The organism is Aurantimonas sp. Leaf443 (assembly GCF_001425575.1).
Classification (GTDB): domain Bacteria; phylum Pseudomonadota; class Alphaproteobacteria; order Rhizobiales; family Rhizobiaceae; genus Leaf443.
Genome location: NZ_LMRD01000008.1, coordinates 243417 through 267455 on the forward strand (window position 1 = coordinate 243417; position 24039 = coordinate 267455).

A 24039-nucleotide genomic window follows, 5' to 3' on the forward strand; every position below is an offset into this window, starting at 1 on the left:
CTTTCCCGAGAGAACGACACAAGGCCCGGGTCGCATGATCCGGGCCTTTTTCGTGGCCCCGAAGCACGGGCCCGCCGCCGGTCCTACCGCGCGGCGTCCTGCGTCTCGATCGCCGGCGCGAACTCGGCCAGGAAGGCGTCCAAGGGCATCGGCCGCGCGAAGACGTAGCCCTGATAGGCGTCGCAGCCGATCTGCGACAGGACGGCGAGCTGCGCCTCCTCCTCCACGCCCTCGGCGATGCAGCGCATGTTCAGCGACTTGCAGAGGGCGACGATGGCCGTGAGGAGCTGGCGGCCCGAGGGCGTGCCGGACCCCATGAGGAAGCTGCGGTCGATCTTCACGTTGTCGATCGGCAGCCGGTGCAGGTAGCTCAGGCTCGACTGGCCGGTGCCGAAGTCGTCGAGCGCGATCTGCACGCCGAGGGCGCGCAGGAGAAGGATGGCGTCCTCGGCCGCCGAGAAGTCGCGCAGCACGGCCGTCTCGGTCAGTTCCAGGATGAGGCGCGAGGGATCGGGGCAGGAGGCGCGGATCAGCGAGACCATGCCGAGGACGGTCTCGCCGCTGGTCAGATCGTGGGCCGAGAGGTTGAAGGACAGTTTCGTCGATCCCGGCAGGCGGTCGAGACAGGCGAGCGCCTTGGCGAGAAGCGTCAGCGTCAGGCGGTGGATGCGGCCGGTGCGCTCGGCGAGGGGGATGAAGATGTCGGGCCGCACCGGGCCGACGCGCGGGCTCGTCCAGCGGGCGAGCGCCTCCACGGCGAGGACCGTCCCGCGGCGCACGCAGACGATGGGCTGGAGATGGATCTCGGTCTCGGCCTCGAAATCGGCCGCCTGCAGCGCCGCCTCGATGGCCCGTTCGGACCGGATGCGGTTCTCGTGCTCGGCCGAGTAGAGGGTGGCGAGGCCGCGCCGGAAGTTCTTGGAATTGTAGAGCGCGTAGTCGGCGCCCTCGTAGAGCGAACGCGCCGTTCCATGGACGTCGCGCGTCGTCGCCACGCCGCAGGAGGCGCCGATGGAAATGGTGACGTCGCCGAAGCGGAAGGGCTCGGAGAGGGCGATGCAGGCCTCGTCCGCGAGGCGGCAGGCGGCATCGCCCCTTGCCGGGAGGAAGAAGGCGAACTCGTCGCCGCCGAGCCGGGCGACCATGCGCTCCGGTCCGAACACGGCCCGCAGCCGCCGGCCGACCGTCTCCAGCACCTCGTCGCCGAGGAGATGGCCGAACGTGTCGTTGGCGGCCTTGAACCGATCGAGGTCGATGACGCCGAGGGCGAATTCCGTCCCCGCGTCCCGGCAGCGCTCCAGCTCGCTCTCCAGCTCGGCGAAGAACAGGCGCCGGTTGGGCAGGCCGGTCAGCATGTCGGTATGGGCGAGGAGCGTCACCTCCCGGTTCAGGCGCGTCGTCTCGGCCTGCGTGCGGATCAGCGTCTCGAACCCCCTGAAACTGTTGAGGAGCACGCGGATCATCACCATCGTCACGAGAACGATGTTGATGGCGATGGCGAGATAGACCGAGTCCCCGCCGGCGACGTAATAGGCCAGATAGGGGCCGGTGACGACGATCGTCACGACGAGGGCCGCCTGCGGCAGATGCATCAGGCAGAAGATGCAGCCGATCACGGTGATGGCGATGAAGAGCGCGACATGGGCGTGCTCGCGCTCGCCGCCGTAGTCGCCGAGCTTCAGCGACCAGACGATGAAGGCGAGCGCCAGGACCGTTCCGAGAATGGTGGTGCGGCGCAGCAGCGTCACGGCCTCGCCCGGCGCCACGGCCTTGGCCGGCCGCAGCAGCCACATCGCGAGGCGCGCGAGGCAGGCCAAGACGAGAAAGGCCGGGATCCACGTGCTCATCACGGGCGGCGCGACCGCCTGATGGGTATAGGCGACGGCCACCGCATTGACGCTGAGGAGAGCATAGAGCAACGGAATCTGGCGCCGCAATTCGCCGTATTGCGCCATCGCCAACTCGGAATCCACCGAGCCGATCCTGAACCAACGCAGAATTCTTGCCGGCGAACGCATGTCGAGACTCCAGACTTTGCCGGACCTTCCCACGATCTCGTAAATTCGCCGTTAGACCGAAGCGATAATCTTCAGCATCCTGAGGTTGATGCGAGAGGATGTCGTACCATCGCCAAGCAGAAGCATGGTCGTATAGAATTTATAATATAACCATGACTTCTAATTTCGCTGCGTCATCCTCGGCCCGTGCCGGGGCGCGAGGGGTTGCCGCTGGAAGACGTGGCACGGCGATCCGGCGCGGGGGCTTGCCTCGCCCGTCCGCGGGCGGACCGCCGTGGCAAGGCGGCGCGTCTATCGCGGCGCGAGGCCCGACTGGGCGAGGACCGCGCCGGCGAGATAGAGCGAGCCGCAGATGAGGAAGCGGGGGGCCGGCGTCGCCTGCCAGTTGGTCGAGACGAGGCGCAGCGCCTCCTCCACGCTGGCGCAGGGCTCGGCGTCCAGGCCCGCGTCGAGCGCGGCGTCGGCGAGGTCGTCGGGCTCGAAGCCGGCGTCGGACGCGTCGACCGGCACGGTGAAGACGTGGCGCGCCATGCCCGAGAAGGCCTCGAAGAAGCCGATCGGATCCTTGGTGCGCAGCATGCCGACGATGAGGAAGAGCGGGCGCTGGACCTTGTCCTCCATGTCGGCGATCGTCTCGGCGATGGCCGCGCCCGCGCCCGGATTGTGGCCGCCGTCGAGCCAGAGCTCGGCGCCGGGCGTGACGATGCGCGCGAGCGGGCCGGAGGTGATGCGCTGCAGGCGGGCGGGCCACTCGGCCTGGGCGATGCCCGCCTCGATGGCGCGGTCGCTCGGGGCGAAGCCCGCATGGCGGAGCGCGGCGATCGCCGTCGCGGCGTTCACCATCTGGTGGCGGCCCGGCAGGCGCGGCAGCGGCAGGTCGAGAAGGCCCGCCTCGTCCTGGTAGACCAGCCGCCCGCGCTCCTCGTAGGCGAAGAACCCCTCGCCATAGGCCATGACGGGCGCGCCCACCCGGTCGGCCATGGCGGTGAGCACCTCGAGCACGACGGGCTCGCTCTGCTGGCCGATGACGAGCGGCGTGCCCTTCTTGATGATGCCGCCCTTCTCGGCGGCGATCAGCTCCACCCGGTCGCCGAGATAGGACTGGTGGTCGAGCGAGACCGAGGTGATGACGGAGACGGCCGGGCGCTGGATCACGTTGGTCGCGTCGAAGCGCCCGCCGAGCCCGACCTCCAGCACCGCCGCCTCGGCGGGATGGCGCGAGAAGAGGAGGAAGGTCACCGCCGTCAGGATCTCGAAGACGGTGATCGGCTGCCCGTCATTGGCGCGCGACACGGTCTCGACCGCCTCGGCGAGCTCGGCATCGTCCACGAGCTGGCCGGGGCCGCCCTTGCGGCCGAGCCGGTAGCGTTCGTGCCAGTTGACGAGATGGGGCGAGGTGTGGACGTGCACGGACGTGCCCCCCGCCTCGAGAATGGCGCGGCAGAAGGCGGTGACCGAGCCCTTGCCGTTGGTGCCGGCGACGTGGATCACCGGCGGCAGGCGGTTCTGCGGATCGCCGAGGACGGCCAGAAGCCGGCGCACCCGGTCGAGCGAGAGGTCGATGCCCTTGTCGTGGCGCTCCATCAGCGCCTCGATGCTCGCGGCGGCGAGCGATGTCTTCGTCATGGACGCCCGTCTCCCGCGCCCGGAATCGACCGGCGGCTCACTCCGCCGCTTCCGGCCGGAGCGCCTCCGGCTCGCCGAGCGGGCCCACCTCGCCGACGGCCCCCGCCGCGCCCTCGCGGTGCAGGAGCACCTTGAGGAGGCGCGCGATCGTGCCTTTCAGCTCGTGGCGGTGCACGACGAGGTCCACCATGCCGTGCTCCATCAGATATTCCGAGCGCTGGAATCCCTCGGGCAGCTTCTCGCGGATGGTCTGCTCGATGACGCGCGGACCGGCGAAGCCGATCAGCGCGCCGGGCTCGGCGATATGCACGTCTCCGAGCATGGCGTAGGAGGCGGTCACGCCGCCGGTGGTCGGATTGGTGAGGACGACGATGTAGGGAAGCCCCGCCTCCTTCACCATCTCCACCGCCACGGTGGTGCGCGGCAGCTGCATGAGCGAGAGGATGCCCTCCTGCATGCGCGCGCCGCCCGAGCCCGCGAAGAGGACGAGCGGGCGGTGATGCTCGACGGCCTTCTCGGCCGCCGTCACGATCGCCTCGCCGGCCGCCATGCCGAGCGAGCCGCCCATGAAGGAGAAGTCCTGCACGGCCGCCACGATCGGCAGTGCCTCGATGGCGCCGAGCGCGACGAGGACGGCGTCCTCGAGGCCGGTCTTGGCGCGGCTGTCCTTCAGGCGGTCCGTGTAGCGGCGCTCGTCGCGGAACTTCAGCGGGTCGAGCGGCACCTTGGGCAGCTCGACGCTCTCGTAGGCGCCCTCGTCCATGAAGAAGCGCAGGCGCTCCTTGGCGGTGATGCGCATGTGGTGCCCGGAGGAGGGAATGACCTGCTGGTTGGCCTCGAGGTCCTTGTGGAAGACCATCTCCCCGGTCTCGGGACACTTGATCCAGAGATTCTCCGGCGTCTCGCGCGGCGCGAGCAGGCTGGAGATCTTCGGGCGGACGTAGTTGGTGATCCAGTTCAAGGAGGTCGTGTCCCGCAGCTGGGCGCCGCCCCTGTCTCTTCGAGGGATCGCGGCCGCCGGAAAGGAGCGCCGGGCGCCCCGAAAGGGCGCGGCCGGGCCGTCAGCGCTTCACATGGCGCGAAACGCGGGCATCCGCAAGGCGGCAGGCACGAGAGCCCTGCCCGGCCGGGCCCGCGTCCCGCTCGTCAGGCGCCGGGCGTGCGGGACGCGGCGACGCCGCCGGCGATCTCGCGCACCAGCGAGAGGACGGCCTCGGGCGTCGCCGCGCCGGCCTTGCCCTCGGCGAGCGAGGTCTCCAGCGCCTGGACGAGGGCCGAGCCGACGACGACGCCGTCCGCCCCGCGCCCGATCTCGCGCGCCTGATCGGCGCCGCGCACGCCGAAGCCGACGCAGACCGGCAGGTCCGTGTGGCGCTTGATGCGCTCGACCGCCGCCGCGACCTTGCCCGCATCCGGCGCGGCCGAGCCGGTGATGCCGGTGATCGAGACGTAGTAGACGAAGCCGGACGTGTTCTTCAGCACCGCCGGCAGGCGCTTGTCGTCGGTGGTGGGCGTGGCGAGCCGGATGAAGTTGAGGCCGGCGGCGAGCGCCGGCAGGCAGAGTTCGTCGTCCATTTCCGGCGGCAGGTCGACGACGATCAGCCCGTCGACGCCGGCCGCCCTCGCATCGGCCACGAAGGCCTCGACGCCGTAGATGTAGATCGGGTTGAAATAGCCCATGAGGATGACCGGCGTGTCGCCCTCCTCGGCCCGGAAGCGCCGGACGACCTCGAGCGTCTTCCTCAGCGTCATGCCGCCCTTCAGCGCCCGCAGCCCGGCGCGCTGGATGGCCGGCCCGTCGGCCATGGGATCGGAGAAGGGCATGCCGAGCTCGATGAGGTCGGCCCCGGCCGCCGGCAGGCCCTGCATGATCTGAAAGGCCGTCTCGAGGTCCGGGTCGCCGGCCATCAGGAAGGTGACGAGCGCCGGGCGGCCTTGGCTGGCGAGCTCGGCGAAGCGTCGTTCGATACGGTCGGTCATGGAAAGCTTTCGCAAGGGACCTTCGGACCGGCCGGCGGGGCCGCCGGACCGCGTGTTGTCGTTCGCGTCGAATACTGACACGGGGGCCCGAACTCAAGCGCCCGGCCCCGCGCGCCTCAGATCGCGAGTTCGATGAGGAAGGGGCCGGGCCGGGCGAAGCTGTGGCGCATGAGGTCCGCGCAGGCCTCCATCGTCTCGGCCCGCGCGCCCTCCACGCCCATGCCGCCGGCCAGCTTCACCCAGTCGAGATCGGGGCGGCCGAGATCGAGCATGTCCATGGCGGTGGGGCCGGGCGTCGCGCCGACGGCGCGATACTCGCCGATCAGGATCTCGTAGCGGCGGTTCGAGAAGACGATCGTCGTGCAGGGCAGGTTCTCGCGCGCCTGCGTCCACAGGGACTGCAGCGAATACATGGCCGAGCCGTCCGCCTGGAGGCTCACCACGCGCCGCGCGGCGCCCGCGCCGATGGCCGCCCCCGTCGCCACGGGCAGCCCGTCGCCGATGGCCCCGCCGGTGAGCTGCAGCCAGTCGTGCGGCGCGGCGACGTGGGTGGCGCCCAGAAGCGCGCGGCCGAAGGTGATGCTCTCGTCCGAGACGATCGCCTCCTCCGGCATCAGCGCGGCGAGCGTCTGCGCGAAGGCCTCCGGCGTCACCGCGCCGCGGGCCGGCTCCGGCGCGGGTCCCGAGGCCTCGAAGGGCGCCTCGGGCGCCCCGATGACGTCCACCAGCGCCTGGAGCGCGGCGACGCCGTCCTGCTCGGGGCGCGACAGGACGTGGAGGCGCGCCGTCGGGGCGTATTGCACGGAGGGAAGGCCGGGATAGGCGAAGAAGCCGACCGGCGGCTTGGCGCCGACGAGGAGGATCGTGTCGAAGGGCGCCAGCGCCGCGATCGCCTCGCTCATGGCGTAGGGCACGCGCGCCGCCGCCAGCCGGCCGCGGCCGCGCGCCATGCGGGCGTTGACGAAATCGAACATGACGCCGGCCCCGCTCGCCCGCGCCAGCCGGTGGGCGAGCCCCTGGCCGGGCGCCAGAGCCGCGCTGCCGGCCAGAAGCAGGAGCGTGCGGCCGCCGTTTCGCAGGAGACGCGCGGCGGTCTCCACGGCGCCGGGATCGAGCGGCGCGGGTGCGGGGGCGCCGAGCGCCTCGCCGACGCGCCCGCCGGCGCTCCAGGAAGCGTCGGAGGGCAGGATCAGCGTGGCGATCTGGCCGGGATGGGCGCGCGCGGCCTGTACGGCGATCGCCGCGTCCCGCCCGACATCGCCGGCCTCAGCCGTCGTGCGCGTCCAGGCCGAGACGGTGCGGGCGAGCGCATCCGTGTCGGCCGTCAGCGGCGCGTCGTGCGGGCGGTGATAGGTCGCCTGGTCGCCGACGATGTTGACGATGGCGCTCCGCGCGCGCCGGGCGTTGTGGAGATTGGCGAGACCGTTGGCGAGGCCCGGCCCGCAATGCAGGAGCGTGGCGGCGGGCTTCTCCGCCATGCGGCAGTAGCCGTCCGCCATGCCGGTGACGACATTCTCCTGCAAGCCGAGCACGCAGCGCAGGCCCGGAATCTGGTCGAGCGCGGCGACGAAATGCATCTCGCTCGTGCCGGGATTGGCGAAACAGGTGTCGATGCCCGACGCCAGCAGCGTGCGGACGAGACTTTCGGCGCCGTTCATGGTCGGCCTTCCTCCCTTGCGCGCCGGTCGAGACGCCGGCGCGTCGTTGGCGACCCTCTCTCCCGCGCGGACGGCGGACGCGCCCGAGCGGGGAAGGCCTCGGTCATTCAGGGTGTGGTCTGGACGGGCGGGAGCGGTGCGGGGCGCCCCGTCACATAGGCCTCGATCCGCGACTGGAACACGATGAGCCCGGTCACGACGGCCAGCGTGGCGAGAAGGGCGGACGTGATGAACCCCTTGCCGGGAAGATGCGAGACCTTTTCCTCCAGTCTGACGAGCCGTTCGCGGACGTCGCGCATGTCGTTGCGCAACTCGCGCGAATCCTGGCGCAGATCGGAGACGTCGCGCTGGATATGCTCGACATTGGCTTCCAGCCTTGCAACCCGCGCTTCCATGCCGCTCCCGCCTCCCGTGCCGTCGCCTGCCTTGAGGCGGGCATCGACCCGCGCCATGAGGTCCGTGAGTTCCGTCTTGCCGCCGGCGATTTCCTGAAACGGGCTGCGACCGGCCTCACGCATCGCGGGCCTTCGCCTCCCGGGCCAGTTCGACCGCGATGTCGTCGATCAGGCTCATCGAACTCGAAATCTCCTCGGAGGATCACCGGAGATCCTCGCCGCTCAATTCCTGCGTGACGGCCTTGCCGACGAGCAGCAAGGAATTGCTCTGGGAATTGACCACTTTGCGCAGGAGCAGAAGGATCTTGGCGAGGGTGGCACCTTCGATCTCGATCGACCGGGCGTTCAGCAGCGTCTCGTACGCCGCTTCGGTCCGGTCGGCCGGATCTGTCCGGGCGCCGCCCTCCTCGCTCACAGCTCCACGCCCAGGTGCTTGGCCGCCGTGAACACGTCCTTGTCGCCGCGGCCGCAGAGATTCATCACGATGATCTGGTCGCGGCCCATGGTCGGCGCGCGCTTGATCACCTCGGCCAGCGCGTGGGCGGGCTCGAGCGCGGGGATGATGCCTTCGAGGCGGGTGAGGAGCTGGAAGGCGTCGAGCGCCTCGCGGTCCATGATGGGCACGTATTCGACGCGGCCCGAATCCTTCAGCCAGGAATGTTCCGGGCCGATGCCCGGATAGTCGAGGCCGGCCGAGATGGAATGGCCTTCCTTGATCTGCCCGTCGCCGTCCTGCAGGAGATAGGTGCGGTTGCCGTGGAGCACGCCCGGCGAGCCGGCGGTGAGCGAGGCGCAGTGCTCCTCGCCGTCGAGCCCCTTGCCGCCCGCCTCCACGCCGACGATCCTCACGTCGCGGTCGTCGAGGAAGGGGTGGAAGAGGCCGATGGCGTTGGAGCCGCCGCCGACGGCGGCGACGAGCATGTCCGGCAGGCGCCCTTCGGCGGCCATCATCTGCTCACGCGTCTCCTTGCCGATCACCGACTGGAACTCGCGCACCAGCTCGGGATAGGGGTGCGGGCCGGCGGCGGTGCCGATGAGGTAGTAGGTGTTCTCGACATTGGTCACCCAGTCGCGGAGCGCCTCGTTCATGGCGTCCTTGAGCGTGCCGTGGCCGGCGGTGACGGGCACGACCTCGGCGCCGAGGAGCTTCATGCGGAAGACGTTGGGCGCCTGCCGCTCGACGTCGGTCGCGCCCATATAGACCACGCAGGGCAGGCCGAAGCGGGCGGCGACGGTGGCCGAGGCGACGCCGTGCTGGCCGGCGCCCGTCTCGGCGATGATGCGCGTCTTGCCCATGCGCCGCGCCAGCAGGATCTGGCCGAGGCAGTTGTTGATCTTGTGGCTGCCCGTGTGGTTCAGCTCGTCGCGCTTGAAATAGATCTTGGCGCCGCCGAGATGCTCGGTCAGCCGCTCGGCGAAATAGAGCGGCGAGGGGCGGCCTGTATAATGCGTGTTGAGATTGTCGAGCTCGGCCTTGAAGGCCGGGTCGGTGCGCGCGTGCTTCCAGTGCGCCTCGAGATCGAGGATCAGCGGCATCAGCGTCTCGGCCACGAAGCGACCGCCGAACAGGCCGAAGCGGCCCTCTTCGTCGGGTCCGGCGCGGAAGGAATTCGGCTGCGGTTCGATGGTCACGAGGCTCTGGCCCTGTCTTGGCCTCCGAGCGCCAGTTCCAGCGCGTCGAAGAAGGAATGGATGCGCGAGACGTCCTTGACGCCGGGCGCGCTCTCGACGCCGGAGGAGACGTCGAGCCCGGCGGGCCGGGCGATCGCGAGCGCGGCGCCGACATTGCCGGCGTCGAGCCCCCCGGAAAGCATGGGCGCCAGCGCCGGGTCAAGCGCGGCGAGAAGGCGCCAGTCGAAGGAGACGCCGTTGCCGCCCGGCAGGACGGAATCCTTCGGCCGCTTGGCGTCGAGAAGGAGGCGGTCGGCCGCCTCGCGGTAGCGCGCCACGCCCGCAACGTCCTCGGGCGTGCCGATGGAGATCGCCTTCATGACGCCGAGCCCGGTGCGGGCGCGCACCGCCGCCACGCGCTCCGGCGTCTCCCTGCCATGGAGCTGGATCATGTCCGGCCGCACGAGGCGGGCGATCTCGTCGAGAAGCCCGTCGTCGGGATCGACGGTGACGACGACCGTGCGCGCGCGCGCGCCGACATGGCCGGCAAGCTCCGCCATGGCCCGCAGGTCGAGATGCCGGGGGCTCTTCAGAAAATGCACGAAGCCGACATGCGAGGCGCCGCGCGACAGGGCCGCGTCGATCGTCTCGCGCGTCGAGAGGCCGCAGATCTTCACGTCGGGTCGCTGCACGCGTTCCGTCCCTCGTCCGTATCCCGGCCGGCGCAGAGGCGGCCGGCGCCATATCGCGCCCCGGCGAAGGGCTTGTAAAGGCATGGCGCGGCCGGCGTGCCGTCGCAGCTACGGGGCGGGCCGGAAGTCCACCGTGTGGAGCGCTGCGCCCTCGCGCTTCAGCCAGGCGCGGGCCTCCTGCGTGCGCGGGCACAGGCGCGTGCACAGCGCCCAGAAGGCCGGGCCATGGTTCATCTCGACGAAATGGGCCACCTCGTGGGCGGCGAGATAGTCGAGCACGAAGGGCGGGGCCATCACGATGCGCCAGGAGAAGGCGAGCCGGCGGTCGCTGGTGCAGGAGCCCCAGCGGCTCTTCGTGTCCTTCAGGCTGAGCGAGGCCGGGCGCAGCGAGACGCTCGCCGCATGCCGGTCGACGGCGGCCTGCAGATCGCGCCGCGCCTCGCGCTTGAGGAAGTCGCCGACGCGCCGGGCGAAGCGCTGCGGCTCGCCGCCGACGCGAAGGAGAAGACCGTCCTCGCCCTCCTCCAGCCGCAGGAGGCGGGGCGCGGGATCGCCCACGAGCTGCAGCGCGCGGCCACGAAAGGGCAGGACCGCGCCGGGCTCGACGCGGATGGCGCCGCCGAGCCGCGACCGCCGGTCCTCGATCCAGCCGCGATGGCGCTCGAGAAAGCTTGCCACCGCCGCCGGCGCCGTGCCGCGCGGGAGCGTGACGACCACGCCCTCCCCGCCGGGCGCCAGCCGCAGGATCAGCCGCCGCGCCCGCGCGTTGAGGCGCACCGTCACCGGCAGGGAGCCGCCGTCGATCTCCACCCGGTCCGGCATGGCGGGGCGGCGGGCGCGCAGGAACTGGGGCAGGCGAATCGGCATGGGATCCAGTCTAGCGCCCCGCCCCTTGCGCGGCGATGGCCGGACGCCGGCACGGCGCCCGGCCCGCAGGAGAGGCGCGAAGAAGGCGGCCCCTCGCGGGACCGCCTCCGGTCGTCCCGACATCGCGGCCGATCAGGCCGGGCGGCCGTCCAGCGTCACGTCCGAGGACCGCTCGGTGCGGCGACGGTCGGTCATGAAGCGGTCGAACTCCTCCTGGTCCTTGGCGCGGCGCAGCTCGCGGGCATAGGACTCGAACTCGGCGGCCGCCTCGTTCAGGCGGCGGCGCTCCTCGTCGAGCCGGGCGAGCTCGGCGTCGCGCCAGTCGTCGAAGGCGACGTTGCCGGTGCGGGCCGCGGCGAAGGGCACGCGGGCGCCCGAGCGCCGGAACGCGCCGAGAAAGCGGTCCGTCGAACGGTTCACGTCGGTGCGGAAGGCTTCCAGCCGGTCGCCCCAGAGAATATAGGCGAGGACGGCGAGGCCAAGCGGCCAATAGACCATGAAGCCCAGCACCATCAGAGCGATGGTCGCCGGCGTCCAGGCCGGACGGATCAGTGCGTGCGAAGTCATCGCAGTCTTCTTCCTCTCGAATGGCCACGATGGCGAAGCATGGGCGGCTTCCCCGTGGGTTGTCGTTGGCATGACCGTTTCGAGATGGTGACGGTGTTTTCGCGCTTCAATCGGTCCGCGCAAAAAGCGCCCTGTCGCCACGCGGCCGAAGGCGGCCGGTCTTGAGCGAGACGGCGGGCCTTGCCGGCCTCTTCGCGGCCGCCTTCCTCTCGGCGACCGTGCTGCCGGGCGCCTCGGAGGCGGTGCTGGCGGCGCTTCTCCTGCGCGGGGGCGATCCCGCGACCGCGATCCTCGTCGCCTCGCTCGCCAACACGCTCGGCTCGGTGGTGAACTGGGCGATGGGGCGTTCCATCGAGCATTTCCGCGACCGCCGCTGGTTCCCGGTCTCGCAGAAGGCGCTCGACCGCGGCACGGCGCTGTTCCGCCGCTTCGGCCTCTATGCCCTGCCCTTCTCCTTCCTGCCCGTGGTGGGGGACGCGCTCACCGTGGCGGCGGGCCTCGCACGCGTTCCGCTATGGATCTTCGTCCTCCTCGTCGGTCTCGGCAAGCTCGCCCGCTACGGTCTCGTCGCCTCCGCCACGCTCTGGGCCGGCGCCTGACCGGCCGGGCGAAAGCCGCGAAAAGCGCCCGCGACAGGGGTGCGACGATGACGTTTTAATGAAATCGCAAGATTCCAGGAACGGGCACCCTCCGCCCCCGTTTCGCTCCCGTCCAAAGGCTGTATCCTGCCCTTCGGACGGCCCCTCACCTCACCGGAGCGCCCTCATGATCGAATGGCTGACCACCACCCTTCGTTTCGAGCGGACGACGCCGGAGGATCTCGGCGAACGCGCCATGCGCGGCGAGACGGCCATACCGACCGTCGTCGAGACCGGCCCCGGCGGCCGGCGCCGCCGCACCCTGGAAGGGCGTCCCTTCCTGCGCGCGCAGGACATCGACCAGCTCTATGCCGCCGCGCAGGCGGCCGGCGCCGTCTCGGCCCACGACCCGCTCGACATCGACACGGCCCGGCGTCCCGTCGAGGCCTGAGGCGAGACTCGCGCGCGGCCAAGCGGCCGCGCCCTCTGACAGATCGCGCCGACCGGGGGTCGCGATGGCCGCCCGAAGGTCTGGCCGCGATCCACAGGGTTCGGCCGTCTCTGTCGGAGCCGATGATACGGCCGAGCCGGGCCCTGGCCTCGACAAGCCTCGATAAGGCGCGTGGAATGGCGAAGTTTCGGTGATGGAGTGGACGCAGGCGATCGACGCCTATTGCGAGCGCACGAGCGCCGCCTTGTGGGCCGAGCCCGTCAACGCCGCGTCGAACCTCGCCTTCCTGCTCGCCGCCGGCTTCGGATGGGTCCTGCATCGCCGCTTCCCGCAGAGCCGGGCGCTGATCGTCTTCGCCGCGCTGGCCGGCGTGATCGGCGTCGGATCGTTTCTCTTCCACACCTTCGCCAACCGCTGGTCGGTGCTTGCCGACACGGTTCCGATCGCCGTGTTCATCCACGCCTATTTCGGCTTCGCGCTGCATCGCCTCGTCGGGCTCGGCAAGGCGGCCGCCTTGGGCGGCACAGCGGCGTTTTTCGGCCTGTCGATCCTTCTCGAGCCGGCCCTCTCGCCGATCCTCGGCTCGTCCGCCGCCTATGCCGGGGCGCTTCTGGCGCTCTTCGGCATCGGCTCATGGCTGGCCTGCGCGGGCAGGCCTGCTAAGACGCTGGTGCTCGGCGCGGGCGCCGTCTTCACGGTGTCGCTCGCCTTCCGCATGGCGGACGGCCCGATCTGCGAGGCGCTGCCGCTCGGCACGCATTTCCTCTGGCACATCCTGAACGCGGCGGTTCTGGCGCTCCTCATCCGCGCCGCCGCGCCGCTTCCGCCGCGCGGGCCGGGCGACCGGAGCTGAGCGGAACATCGCGCGACGGCGCGCCGCATCCCCGGCGGCGACGGGCCGTCGCGGCCCCACCAGAAACGAAACGGCCGGACGCTTCCCCCGAAGCGTCCGGCCAGACGGTCCCCCGCCTTGAAACTTGCGATGACGCCGGACGGGCCGGCGCCCCGTGAGCGCCTAGCGCTGCGCGAGCCGCTCGCGGCCCTGCTTGACGACGACGCGGGCGTCCATGGGAACGCGCTCGTAGAGGTCGATGATGTCCTGGTTCATCAGGCGGATGCAGCCCGAGGAGGCGGCGGTGCCGATGGTCCACCATTCCGGCGTGCCGTGCAGGCGGAACAGCGTGTCCTTGCCGCCCTGGTAGAGATAAAGCGCGCGGGCGCCGAGCGGGTTGGTCAGGCCGGGTTCCATGCCCGTGCGATAGGGCTCGAGCTCGGGCTTGCGGTCGATCATTTCGGCCGGCGGAAACCACTTGGGCCAATGCTGCTTGTTGCGGATATTGGCCTCGCCCGCCCAGGAGAAGCCCGTCTTGCCGACGCCGATGCCGTAGCGCATGGCCATGCCGTCGTTCTCGACGACATAGAGGAAGCGGTTCGGCGTATCGACGACGACGGTGCCGGCCGGGTAGTTGCGGCCTTCCTCGAAGGTGACGCGCTGGCGCAGATATTGCGGGTCGATGCGGTCGGTCGGGATGGCCGGCAGCGCGAAGCCGTCGTCCACCGTCGCGCCGTAGCCGATGGCGTTCACGGTCGCCAGGCTGCTGCCCGTCATCGGCGCCGGCGCCGTATAGGCCATGCTCACCGGAGCACGGGAAATCTGAGCCTGCTGGTTCGAGCTCGCGCAGCCCGACATGGCGGCGGTCGAGAGCACGGCGAGGCCGGCCAGGGCAATCTTCATCGAAGTCATCACGTAAGCCAAGTTGGAGTGATGGGTTGGAGCCGTCTGCCGGGCAAAGCACGCGGTACGCGAAGGGCCCATCGGAAACCACCTCTTCGATATGCCGCGCGCCCACCGTGGAGGCAATGAGCGCATTGGAACACGACGTGGTTAAACAAATACTTGTTGCCGCACGGTCACAGTTGACGCACGGTGCCTCGAACAACATCTATGGCCCCGTTGGGACGACAGCATGACGCATGAGGGCTTTCCATGAATATCGGAGAGGCGTCCAGATTGTCTGGGCTCCCGCCCAAGACCATCCGCTATTACGAGGAAGTCGGGCTGGTCAGGCCTGCCAGATCGGGAAACGGCTACCGCAATTATCAGGAGCGCGATGTTCATCTTCTGCGTTTCCTGCAGCGCTCGCGTTCTCTCGGTTTCTCGATCGAAGAGGCCCGGCGACTGCTGGCTCTCTACGAGGATGGCGCGCGGCGCAGCGAGGACGTGAAGCGAATCGCCAGCCGGCGGATGGCCGAGATCGACCGCAAGATCGAGGAGCTCAACTCCCTGAAACGGTCGCTTTCGACGCTCGCCGAGCAATGTCACGGGGGCAGCGGACCCGACTGCCCCATCCTCGAGGAGATCTCGAGGACACGGGTCCACGCTCCGGCGTGAACCCCATCCCTCGGCCGGCGGGCGACCGCCGGCCGCCGGGCCTGACCCCGCCCCTCCACGGAGCGGCCATGCCGCGGCACGCATCGCGGCCCGGCGCCGAGTCAGCCTGTCGCACGTTCCCTGTCCGTTCGGGTTTCGCTTGATCGACGGCGCGCTGGCCGGCTATCTCTCTTCCATGCCCCTCGTCTCGCCCTTCTCCCGCGATCCGCTCGTCGACGGCCGTCAGTCCGAACGGGCGCTGATGGTCCGGCGCGGCGTGCAGAGGCTGATGATCGCCAACCGCATCGCCGTCCTGCCGGAGATGCCGCTGGATTCGGGCCGCCGGGCCGATCTCGTCTGCCTTTCCGACAAGGGCGAGGTGTCGATCGTCGAGATCAAGACCTCGATCGAGGACTTCCGGGTCGACCGAAAATGGCCGAGCTACCGCCAGCATTGCGACCGGCTCTATTTCGCCACCCATCCCGGTGTCCCGCTCGCGATCTTCCCGCAGGATTGCGGGCTGATCCTGTCCGACGGCTACGGCGCGGAGATCCTGCGCGAGGCGCCGGAGGAAAAGCTCGCCCCGGCGACGCGCCGCGCGCTGACGCTGCGCTTCGGGCGCCTGTCCGCCGACCGCCTCCTCCAGGCCGAATGGGCGGCCAATCCCTTCATGACCGGCGAGCCGCTCGGGACCTGACCGTCCCGGCTGAGAACGGGGCGCCGGATGGCTCGACAAGGCCCCCGCCGCGTGGGATGCCCGGCGCCTGCCGCGGCCAGCCCGCGCCCGTCCCCTTCCGGAGGTCGATCCGATGTCCCCTCGCCCGCTCGCAGCCGCGTTCGCCCTCGTCGCCGTCCTTCTCGCAGGCACCGCCGATCCCGTCCTCGCCGACCGCTGGATCGCGGTCAGCAACACGGCCATGGCCATCACCGGCGATCTCGAGATCGACGACCGGCAGGTGACCTTCCAGACCGGCGCGACGCTCGCCTTCTCCGACCTCGTCGCCGACACGATCGAGGTCGACGGCGAGACGATGGGCGCCTCGGTCTACCGGGTGGCGACGCCCGGCAATCCCGTTCTTCTCAACGGCAACCGCCTGTGCGGCGCGGAGGCGACCTATCTCGCCATCTGGAGCGCCAGCCAGGATGTCGACGATGCCGGCGTCATCCTCGCCGCCTTCGAGGGCACGGCGGTGCCGACCTCCAACGAGGAGGCCTGCGCGATCTTCGCCTACGAGGACACGGGCGGGAACCCGCTGGAGGGCATCGACCCGATGGCCGAGCCCGGCGCGGCAGAGGACGGCGCGCACTAGGCGTTCGAGGCCGCACCCATGAAAAAGGCCCGCGACGGGCGGGCCTTTCCGAGCGTTCCGACGACAGGCGCTTCGATCAGCGCGGCGCGCGCTTGGCCAGGATGCGCTGGAGCGTGCGCCTGTGCATGGAGAGGCGGCGCGCCGTCTCCGAGACGTTGCGGTCGCACAGTTCGTAGATGCGCTGGATGTGTTCCCAGCGCACCCGGTCGGCCGACATCGGGTTTTCCGGCGGCTCGGCGCGGTCGCCGGAGTCGCGCATCAGGGCCCCGATCACCTCGTCCGCGTCGGCGGGCTTGGCGAGATAGTCGATGGCGCCGAGCTTCACGGCGGTCACCGCCGTCGCGATATTGCCGTAGCCGGTGAGGACCACGACCCGCGCGTCGTCGCGCGCGCGCTGCAGCGCCTCGATGACGTCGAGCCCGTTTCCGTCGAGAAGGCGCATGTCGACCACGGCATAGGCCGGCGCTCGGGCGCGCAGGACCGCAAGCCCGGCCGCCACGCTCTCGGCGGTCACGACCTCGAAGCCGCGCTGTTCCAGCGCCCGGCTCATGCGCTGCAGGAACGGACGGTCGTCGTCGACCAGCAGGAGCGACCTGTCGCCGGCGGGCAGTTTCATCTTGAGCGGCGGGGCGGAGAGGTCTTCGCTGACCATGACCATGGCTGTCTCCTCGGGCGGATTTCGTTCGTCTTCTCTGGATCCTCTCCAATCTGGAGACCTCCCGCCGATCCTTCAACGCGGCGACCGGCCCCTCACGCATATCGTGAAGGGCGGCGGTGCCTTCGGGACGGCGATCGGGACTAAAGGACGAGACGCATCCCGCCGATCGAGGCTTTCGGGCTCGTCCGCGCGGCAGATGCCGAGAAAGGTCCCGCCAGACGCGCGGCTCAGTCGTGCAATGCCGGCCGCGTGGCGGCGAAGACGGCGCGCGGCCAGACGATCTCGACGAGCGCGCCCTGGCGGTCGGTGCGGTTGCCGAAGCGGATCGCGGCGCCCGTGCGCTCCAGGAGCGTCTTGGCGATGAAGAGGCCGAGCCCGAGGCCGCCGCCGGTGCGGTGGGGCTGGCTGTCGCGGTCGGACATATAGGGATCGCCGATGCGCGCCAGCACTTCCGGCGCGAAGCCCGGCCCGTCGTCGAGGACGCGGATGCGCACCTCCTCGCCCGTCCAGCCCGTCTCGATCACCACCGTCTCGGCGGCGAAGTCGACGGCGTTCTCCACGATATTGCCGAGCCCGTAGACGACCCCGGCATTGCGGCGCGAGGCCGGCTCGGCGCCCTCGCGCTCGGCCACCGCGACATCCAGCGAGACCCCGAAATGGCGGTGCGGCTCGGCGACCTCGTCCACCAGCGACAGGAGCGACAGGCGGGCCAGATGTTCCTCGGAGGAGGAGGAGAGCGAGGTGAGGCGCCGCAGGATCTCGCGGCAGCGCTCCGACTGCTCGACGAGGAGATCGACATCCTCGCGATGGGCCCCGCCGGGGCCGGCGCTGGCGGCCATGTCCTTGGCGACGAGGGCGATGGTGGCGAGCGGCGTGCCGAGCTCGTGGGCGGCCGCGGCCGCGAGCCCGTCGAGGGCGGAGAGATGCTGCTCGCGCTGGAGCACGAGTTCGGTCGCGCCCAGCGCGTCGGCGAGCGCACGGGATTCGGCCGCCACGCGGTAGATGTAGATGGCGGAGAAGACGAGCGTCGTGACGATGGCGAACCACAGGCCGCCGACATAGGGCTGCGGCAGCATCAGATGCGCGTCCGTCGGCCAGGGCAGCGGCAGATGGAAGAAGACGAGGAGGGTGGAGGCGGCGACCGCGAGGACGCCGAGAAAGACCGTGGTGAGGGGCGGCTGCGTCGCCGAGGCGATGACGGCCGGCACGATCAGGAAGACCGCGAACGGGTTCTGGATGCCGCCGGTGAGGAAGAGCAGGCCCGAAGGCTGCAGGATGTCGAAGGTGAGGACGGCGCTCGCCGCCATCGACGACAGGCGACGGCTGGCGGGATAGCGCAGCGTCAGGAAGAGATTGAGCGCGACCGAGGCGGCGATGAGGAGGAAGCACCAGCCGACGGGATAGGGCCACCAGAAGCCCCAGGCCACGAAGACGCAGGCCGCCGTCTGCCCCGCCACCGACAGCCAGCGCAGGCGCACGAGCGTCGCCAGCCGCAGCCGCTGGCTTTCGCGGATGGGCGTGACGAAGGCCGGCAGGCCGAGGTTGAAGCGCGATCGCGGGGATTGGTCCATGTCACTCCACCTAGTCCTGAACGCGCGCGGGCACAGGCCCGGCGATGCCGGCGCGGGCTCTTCTTCGCCGGCCCGACCTTCCGCCATGGAACGGGCGCGCTTCCCCGGGATTGTCCCTCACCGGACACACCGGACGGCAAAGGGGAAGCTCATGGCGCTCGCCAATCTCAAAGACATCTATCTCGACCAGTTGCAGGACCTCTACAGCGCCAATAGTCAGTCGGCGAAAGTGACGCAGGAGCTCGCCGAGGCCGCGCATGACGAGGACCTGAAGAACGCGCTGAAGGCAGGCGTGGAGGGCATCGGCGACGGCATGAAGGTGCTGGCCGAGATCCTCGAGGGCCACGGCAAGGACCCCAAGGGCGAGTTCTGCCGCGGCATGGAGGGCCTCGTGAAGGAGGCCCGCGCGCATGCGCTGGAGGAGGAGATCACCGATCCGGACGCGCGCGACGCGATGATCATCACCCAGTACCAGCGCATGGCCCATTACGCGATCGCCGGCTATGGCTGCGTTCTCGCCTTCGCCCAGCGCCTCGATCTCGAGGACGACGCGGAGAAGCTCGAGGAATGCCTCGAGGCGACCTATGACGGCGACGACACGATGAGCGATCTCGCGCTCGGCGGCATCAACGAAGCGGCGATGGACGAAGAGGACTGACCGCACTGCGGACGGACGGACGGCCCTGACATGCAGAAGGCCCGCACCGGCGACGGTGCGGGCCTTCTTCGTCTGCGGGTGCGGCTTCAGCTCCGACCGCCGCCCGCGCAAGGCGCGGGCGGGCGCGCGCCTCAGCGGCGGCGCGGGCGGCTCGTGCGGGCGGGCTTGGGGGCGGTCGGCGCGGTCCTGGCCTTCGGCGCGGCCTTCGTCTCGGCGACGATGCTCTCGGCCACGAGCTTGGCCGCCGTCTCGTCCGGCGCGATCGCGAGCGTCGGCTCGCCGGCATGGACGGGATCGGCGAAGACGAAGGGCGCGGCATCGGCATGCGCGGGCTCGGCGACGATCTGTCCGGCCGCCGCGACCGCGACCGCGGCCTCCGCGGTCAGGACGTCCGCCGCGGGCTCGGCCTGCTCGTGCGCATGGGCCGGCTCGGCTTCGGCCGACGCCTCGGGGGCCGGAACGACCTCGCCGAGTGCCGGCGCCTCGGCCTCTGCGGCCGTGGCGTCTGGCTCGCTCTCGGCCGCCGGCTCGGGCGCCTTAACGAAGGACGCTTCGGGCCCGGTATCGGCCTGCGCCTCGGCCGCGACCGGCAGCGGACGGGCCTCTTCGGGCTCCGGCGCCGAAACCGCCTCGACCGCGACGGGCTCCGGCGCGGGCGCCGCTTCCGCGTGTTGCGCGTGTTCGATCACGGCCGCCTTGCGCGGCAGGGCCGCCTCGCTGTGCGTCGTGCCGTGCGTCAGCGCGAAGTCGACGATGCGCGGGGCGATCTCGGCGCGGAAGCGCGAGCCGTTGAAGACGCCGTAATGGCCGACCTTGGGCTGCAGGTAGTGGACGCGCTTGTCGTCGGAGAGCGAGGCGCAGAGCGTGTGGGCGGCGCGTGTCTGGCCGACGCCGGAAATGTCGTCGTTCTCGCCCTCGACGGTCAGGAGCGCGGTGCGCACGATCTTCGTCGTGTCCACGCGCTTGCCGCGATGGGTGATCTCGCCCTTGGGCAGCGAGTGCTTGATGAAGACCTCTTCCACCGTCTGCAGGTAGAACTCGGCCGTCAGGTCCATGACGGCGTTGTACTCGTCGTAGAACTCGCGGTGCTTGTCGGAGAGGTCGCCGTCGTTCTTCACGAGGTGCCAGAAGAAGTCCTTCTGCGCGATCATGTGCCGGTCGAGATTCATCGACATGAAGCCCGAGAGCTGCAGGAAGCCGGGATAGACCATGCGCATGAAGCCGGGCTGCGGGAAGGGCACGGGCATCACGACATTCTGGCGGAACCAGTCGATCCCCTTCTCCTCGGCGAGCTTGTTCACCGCGGTCGGGTTGATGCGGGTGTCGATCGGGCCGCCCATCAGCGTCATCGTGGCGGGGGCGGCGGGATCCTGCGCCTCCTCCATCACCGCGACGGCCATGAGCACGGGCACGGCCGGCTGGCACACGGCGATCACATGCGTGTCCGGCCCCAGGAACTGCAGCATCTCGATGACGTAGTCGACATAGTCGTCGAGATCGAAGCGCCCGGCGGCCAGCGGCACCTTGCGCGCGTCCGTCCAGTCGGTGATGTGCACGTCCGCATAGGGCAGGAGCGCCTCCACCGTGCCGCGCAGGAGCGTGGCATAGTGGCCCGACATGGGGGCGACGATCAGGAAGCGCGGGTCGCGCTTGGTGCGCCTCGGCAATTCGCGCTCGAAGCGCAGGAGCCTGGCGAAGGGCTTCTCCCAGACGACCTTGTCGGCCACCGGCACGCGCTGCCCGTCGACCACCGTCTCGTTCAGGCCGAATTCCGGCTTGCCGTAGACGCGGGTCGTGCGCTCGAACACCTCGGCCATGGCCGCGATGGTCCGCCCGGCCGCCGTCTGCGACAGCGGGTTCAGCGGGTTCTTGTAGAACAGCCTCGTGGCGTCGGCGACGGCTCGCAGGGGCGTGAGGGCCGCATGGTTCCATTCGTAGAAGTGGTACAACATCGACTCCCGCTTAATGCCCTTCTTCCTGATACAGAATTATGCTGCAATGCACAATTCCCCGATGCGATCCGATTCGTCCCTCGCGTCGGCCTCCGTCACAGCCAGCGGATCATGACGACCCGGTCGGCCGGGTCGGCGCCCGGCGGCGTCTCGCGGAGGAGGCGTTCCTCCAACAATGCGCTCAAGTCCTTACGCAAAACTTTGACGAAGCCGCGTGCCGCGTAGAAGGGCGCGTTGAACGGCACCGTCTCGTAGGTGGAGAGGCCGAGCGCGCGATGGAAGGACCAGCGCGCCCGCTCCGTCACCGCCCTCAGGAGCGCGGTGCCGACGCCGCGCCGGCCGTGGGCGGGATGGACCGCGAGTTCGGCCAGCCAGTAGAGATCGCCGAGATCGAGGCCGAGCGCGAAGCCGGCCGGGGTGCCGCTCGCCTTGTCCTCGGCCACATAGGCGTCGTGGCCAAGAAGCTTCGGCACGAAGGCGGACAGAGGCGGCGGCGGCCCGTCGAGCTCCGACCGCCCGGCGGCGACGAGCAGTCCGGTCGCCTCCCGCGCCACGCCATGCAGATGCGGCGCCTCGCCCGGCTCCATCACGCGGATGCGGTAGCCCTTGGGGCCGAAGCCCTTGAAGGCCCTGCGTCCCGTGCCGGGGGTCGGCGCGTCGCTCAGCTCGGCACGCCTTCGACGACGATCATGTCGGCCCGCGCGCAGCGCTGCCGGATCGCCTTGGCCGCCTGGTATTCCGGACTGTCGTAGCAGGCCTTGGCGGCCGCCGCGCTCTCGAACTCGATGACGACGTTGCGCCCCAGCGCCTCGCCCTCCAGTTCCGTCACCGCGCCGCCGCGCGCCAGGAACTTCGCCCCGAACCGCGCGAAGGCGGGCGCGGCCGTCGAGACGTAGTCCTTGTAGGTCTCGGCATCCTCGACTTCGACGCGGGCGATCCAATAGGCCTTGGCCATCGACGCTGATCCTTCTGTCCCGGGCTTCAGGTGCCCCGGATATAGGACGGGCGCGCGGCGCGGCCAACGCGAGGCGACGCGCGGCGTCGATGCCTTCCGGGCGCCCGCGTCAGGCGAGGACGCCGGCCATTTCCCGCAGGATGGCGCGCGCCGCCTCGGCGGGGCGCTCGGCCGCCACGATCGGCCGGGCGACGACGAGATGCGAGGCGCCGTCGCGAAGGGCGGCGGCCGGGGTCGCCACGCGCTTCTGGTCGCCGGGCGCCGCGCCCGCGGGCCGGATGCCGGGCGTCACGATGGCCATCTCGTCGCCGACGAGCGGGCGCAGGCGCGCCGCCTCCTCGGCCGAGGCGACGACGCCGCCGATGCCGATCTCGCGCGCGGCGAGCGCCCGCCGCTCGACGAGGGCGGGGATGGAGAGGCCGTAGCCGGCTTCGGCGAGATCGGCCTCGTCGAGCGAGGTGAGGACGGTGACGCCCAGCACCGTCAGCGCGCTGCCCTCAGAGGCGCGGCGCGCGGCGCGCATGGCATGCGGATAGGCGTGGACCGTCAGCATCGAGGCACCGAGCGCCATGGCGCTCTCCACGCCCTTCTCCACCGTGTTGGAGATGTCGAGGAGCTTGAGGTCGAGGAAGACGCGCTTGCCGGCGCGCGCGAGTTCGCCGACCAGCGGCAGGCCGCCGGCGAACGCGAGCTGGTAGCCGATCTTGTACCAGGTGATCTCGTCGCCCAGCGCGTCGACGATCGCCTCGGCCTCGGCCCAGGTCGAGACGTCGAGACCGACGATCAGCCGCTCCCGCGCCGCGTCGAGAGACGTGTCCGCGCTCATCGGGCGTCCTCCGGCTGGATGTCGACCGTCACCGTGGTGCCGACGGTCGCCGAATTGACGTTGAGCCTGGCATCGAGCGCGCGCACCAGCGACACGACGATGCGCCCGCCCAGATGCGACTTCGCCTCCCGGTCCTCGTCCCGCGTCCGCGGGTCCCCGGCCGACGCTTCCACGACGTCCGTGCCGGTGCCGGCCCCCGCTTCGTCGCCGCCCTCGAGGGAGCGGGCGATCTCGCGGGCGATGTTGGGCTCGCCCTGCGGGCCTTCCTCCGTCTCGATCGACGCCTCGATCTCGCGCACGGCCGCCTCGTCCAGCGGCTCGGGCTTCGGGCCGGCATAGGGCCAGCTGCTGCCCTTCGGCAGGCCGACACCGTCGTCGGTGATGGAGAGGCGGATGACGCCGGAGGAGAGCATCTTCAGCCGCGCCTCGACCAGCCCTTCGCTGCGCCCCTCGAACGCGTGCTTCAGCGCGTTGGTCAGGAGCTCGGAGAAGAGCAGCCCGATGCGCGCGGCCTGCTCGACAGAGACGTCGATCGCGTCGCAGTCGACATTGACGCGCACCGAGCGGCGGCCGTCGAGATGGCCGATCGTGGAGGCGATGCGGCTGACATAGGCGCCGAGCGGCACGCTGCGGTCGCTGGAGGAGGCCACGCCCGCCTCGGTCATCTCCTGGTAGAGGAGCTGCAGGCTCTCGATGCGCCGGGCGAGCGCGTTGAAGCTGTCGGCGCTCGTGCGCGCGCGCGCCTGCATGCGGATCATGCCGATGATCATCGCCAGATGGTTCTTGACGCGGTGCTGCACCTCGCCGAGAGCGGCGTCGAGGGCCTTCGAATCCTTCGTCCGAACGGTCTGCTCGGCGCTGATGTCGCGCTGCACGCCGAGGAAGCACTGCAGATGGCCGTCGCGGTCGTGCAGCGGCGTCATCATCAGGCGGTTGGTGAAGGCGACGCCGTCCGAGCGGTAGTTGACGATGTCGATCGACAGGTCGCGCTCGGCGCGCAGGGCCTCGCCGATGCGCCGCACATGTGAGGGGTCCGTCGCCTCGCCCTGCAGGAAGCGGCAGTTGCGCCCGATGGCGGCGGCCGCGCTGTAGCCCGTGAGGTTCTCGAAGGCGCGGTTCACGTAGATGATCGGATTGTCGGGCAGGTGCGGGTTCGTCAGGACGAGCGCCAGCGGCACCTTGGCGAGCGCCATGGCGGACAGGCCCTGCGGCATGCCGTATTCGGAGACCGGCTCGCTGTCGGGTCGATCCATCGAGACTCCATTGCCGCGCAAGCGTTGACACCCGGGGACCGG

25 protein-coding genes and 1 pseudogene are annotated in these 24039 nt (G+C 70.5%); 7 read left to right on the forward strand and 19 right to left on the reverse strand.

Going from position 1 to position 24039, the window contains the following annotated elements; all coding sequences use genetic code 11:
• Positions 1–83: 83 nt before the first annotated feature.
• The 11 genes from ASG48_RS12515 to ASG48_RS12565 form a co-directional block, all read right to left on the reverse strand.
• Positions 84–1973, reverse strand: a complete 1890-nt coding sequence (locus tag ASG48_RS12515) for an EAL domain-containing protein (RefSeq protein ID WP_244486896.1) — start codon at positions 1971–1973, stop codon at positions 84–86.
• Positions 1974–2309: 336 nt separating this feature from the next.
• Entirely contained in the window at positions 2310–3644 is a 1335-nt protein-coding gene (locus ASG48_RS12520; protein WP_055850154.1) for a folylpolyglutamate synthase/dihydrofolate synthase family protein, read from the reverse strand.
• A 37-nt stretch (positions 3645–3681) separates the two neighbouring features.
• A complete protein-coding gene (accD, locus tag ASG48_RS12525; protein ID WP_055850157.1) occupies positions 3682–4605 on the reverse strand; it encodes an acetyl-CoA carboxylase, carboxyltransferase subunit beta in 924 nt (307 codons plus the stop codon).
• 185 nt (positions 4606–4790) lie between these two features.
• Positions 4791–5624 (reverse strand): tryptophan synthase subunit alpha, encoded by an 834-nt coding sequence (gene trpA, locus ASG48_RS12530; RefSeq protein WP_055850158.1) that lies wholly within the window; start codon positions 5622–5624, stop codon positions 4791–4793.
• A gap of 116 nt (positions 5625–5740) precedes the next feature.
• Positions 5741–7282 (reverse strand): acetolactate synthase large subunit, encoded by a 1542-nt coding sequence (locus ASG48_RS12535; RefSeq protein WP_055850160.1) that lies wholly within the window; start codon positions 7280–7282, stop codon positions 5741–5743.
• 107 nt (positions 7283–7389) lie between these two features.
• Positions 7390–7800, reverse strand: coding sequence for a hypothetical protein (locus ASG48_RS12540; protein WP_055850162.1), 411 nt, complete (start codon positions 7798–7800; stop codon positions 7390–7392).
• A gap of 79 nt (positions 7801–7879) precedes the next feature.
• Positions 7880–8092 carry a hypothetical protein gene (locus ASG48_RS12545; protein WP_055850163.1) on the reverse strand — a complete coding sequence of 71 codons (213 nt, stop codon included), beginning with the start codon at positions 8090–8092 and terminating at the stop codon, positions 7880–7882.
• On the reverse strand, positions 8089–9309 hold the full coding sequence (trpB, locus tag ASG48_RS12550; RefSeq protein WP_055850165.1) for a tryptophan synthase subunit beta: 1221 nt from the start codon (positions 9307–9309) through the stop codon (positions 8089–8091). Before trpB ends, ASG48_RS12545 begins: the two co-directional genes overlap by 4 nt.
• Positions 9306–9980, reverse strand: a complete 675-nt coding sequence (locus ASG48_RS12555; protein WP_055850167.1) for a phosphoribosylanthranilate isomerase — start codon at positions 9978–9980, stop codon at positions 9306–9308. Before ASG48_RS12555 ends, trpB begins: the two co-directional genes overlap by 4 nt.
• A 108-nt stretch (positions 9981–10088) precedes the next feature.
• Entirely contained in the window at positions 10089–10847 is a 759-nt protein-coding gene (locus tag ASG48_RS12560; RefSeq protein ID WP_055850169.1) for a SprT family zinc-dependent metalloprotease, read from the reverse strand.
• A 132-nt stretch (positions 10848–10979) separates the two neighbouring features.
• Positions 10980–11414: a DUF2852 domain-containing protein gene (locus ASG48_RS12565; protein WP_055850171.1), complete on the reverse strand. Its 435-nt coding sequence runs from the start codon at positions 11412–11414 to the stop codon at positions 10980–10982.
• A 161-nt stretch (positions 11415–11575) separates the two neighbouring features.
• Here ASG48_RS12565 and ASG48_RS12570 point away from each other — a divergent pair, with 161 nt between their 5' ends.
• The 3 genes from ASG48_RS12570 to ASG48_RS12580 all read left to right on the forward strand — a co-directional run bounded on the left by ASG48_RS12570 (position 11576) and on the right by ASG48_RS12580 (position 13296).
• The gene (locus ASG48_RS12570; protein WP_055850173.1) at positions 11576–12013 is read left to right on the forward strand and encodes a YqaA family protein; all 438 of its coding nucleotides are present in this window, start codon (positions 11576–11578) and stop codon (positions 12011–12013) included.
• Positions 12014–12179: 166 nt separating this feature from the next.
• Positions 12180–12443, forward strand: a complete 264-nt coding sequence (locus ASG48_RS12575; RefSeq protein WP_055850175.1) for a hypothetical protein — start codon at positions 12180–12182, stop codon at positions 12441–12443.
• Positions 12444–12636: 193 nt separating this feature from the next.
• Entirely contained in the window at positions 12637–13296 is a 660-nt protein-coding gene (locus ASG48_RS12580; protein WP_055850178.1) for a ceramidase domain-containing protein, read from the forward strand.
• Positions 13297–13458: 162 nt separating this feature from the next.
• On the opposite strand, the gene ASG48_RS12585 is transcribed toward ASG48_RS12580, so the two are convergent.
• On the reverse strand, positions 13459–14178 hold the full coding sequence (locus tag ASG48_RS12585) for a L,D-transpeptidase (protein WP_156381587.1): 720 nt from the start codon (positions 14176–14178) through the stop codon (positions 13459–13461).
• A gap of 252 nt (positions 14179–14430) precedes the next feature.
• Here ASG48_RS12585 and cueR point away from each other — a divergent pair, with 252 nt between their 5' ends.
• The 3 genes from cueR (at position 14431) to ASG48_RS12600 (ending at position 16124) form a co-directional block, all read left to right on the forward strand.
• A complete protein-coding gene (cueR, locus tag ASG48_RS12590; protein WP_055850183.1) occupies positions 14431–14835 on the forward strand; it encodes a Cu(I)-responsive transcriptional regulator in 405 nt (134 codons plus the stop codon).
• A 175-nt stretch (positions 14836–15010) separates the two neighbouring features.
• The gene (locus ASG48_RS12595) at positions 15011–15511 is read left to right on the forward strand and encodes an MmcB family DNA repair protein (RefSeq protein WP_055850654.1); all 501 of its coding nucleotides are present in this window, start codon (positions 15011–15013) and stop codon (positions 15509–15511) included.
• Between the two features lie 112 nt (positions 15512–15623).
• The gene (locus ASG48_RS12600) at positions 15624–16124 is read left to right on the forward strand and encodes a hypothetical protein (RefSeq protein ID WP_055850185.1); all 501 of its coding nucleotides are present in this window, start codon (positions 15624–15626) and stop codon (positions 16122–16124) included.
• Positions 16125–16200: 76 nt separating this feature from the next.
• Here ASG48_RS12600 and ASG48_RS12605 read toward each other — a convergent pair whose 3' ends face one another.
• Positions 16201–16776 (reverse strand): ActR/PrrA/RegA family redox response regulator transcription factor, encoded by a 576-nt coding sequence (locus tag ASG48_RS12605; protein ID WP_055850658.1) that lies wholly within the window; start codon positions 16774–16776, stop codon positions 16201–16203.
• Between the two features lie 233 nt (positions 16777–17009).
• The gene (locus ASG48_RS12610) at positions 17010–18353 is read right to left on the reverse strand and encodes an ActS/PrrB/RegB family redox-sensitive histidine kinase (RefSeq protein ID WP_055850187.1); all 1344 of its coding nucleotides are present in this window, start codon (positions 18351–18353) and stop codon (positions 17010–17012) included.
• 151 nt (positions 18354–18504) lie between these two features.
• Here ASG48_RS12610 and ASG48_RS12615 point away from each other — a divergent pair, with 151 nt between their 5' ends.
• Positions 18505–19011 carry a DUF892 family protein gene (locus ASG48_RS12615; protein WP_055850189.1) on the forward strand — a complete coding sequence of 169 codons (507 nt, stop codon included), beginning with the start codon at positions 18505–18507 and terminating at the stop codon, positions 19009–19011.
• Positions 19012–19754: 743 nt separating this feature from the next.
• Here the strand turns inward: ASG48_RS12615 and phaZ are convergent.
• From phaZ to ASG48_RS12640, 5 genes and pseudogenes are all read right to left on the reverse strand, one after another.
• Positions 19755–20963: pseudogene (phaZ, locus tag ASG48_RS12620) on the reverse strand (polyhydroxyalkanoate depolymerase); the annotation flags it as partial.
• Between the two features lie 95 nt (positions 20964–21058).
• Complete coding sequence (locus ASG48_RS12625) at positions 21059–21550, reverse strand: GNAT family N-acetyltransferase (RefSeq protein WP_055850191.1); 492 nt, start codon at positions 21548–21550, stop codon at positions 21059–21061.
• A gap of 74 nt (positions 21551–21624) precedes the next feature.
• Entirely contained in the window at positions 21625–21918 is a 294-nt protein-coding gene (locus tag ASG48_RS12630; protein WP_055850194.1) for a DUF1330 domain-containing protein, read from the reverse strand.
• A 109-nt stretch (positions 21919–22027) separates the two neighbouring features.
• Positions 22028–22744, reverse strand: a complete 717-nt coding sequence (gene pyrF, locus ASG48_RS12635) for an orotidine-5'-phosphate decarboxylase (protein ID WP_055850196.1) — start codon at positions 22742–22744, stop codon at positions 22028–22030.
• Positions 22741–23997 (reverse strand): PAS domain-containing protein, encoded by a 1257-nt coding sequence (locus ASG48_RS12640; protein WP_055850199.1) that lies wholly within the window; start codon positions 23995–23997, stop codon positions 22741–22743. The genes pyrF and ASG48_RS12640 overlap by 4 nt, the downstream gene beginning before the upstream one ends.
• Positions 23998–24039 lie beyond the last annotated feature (42 nt).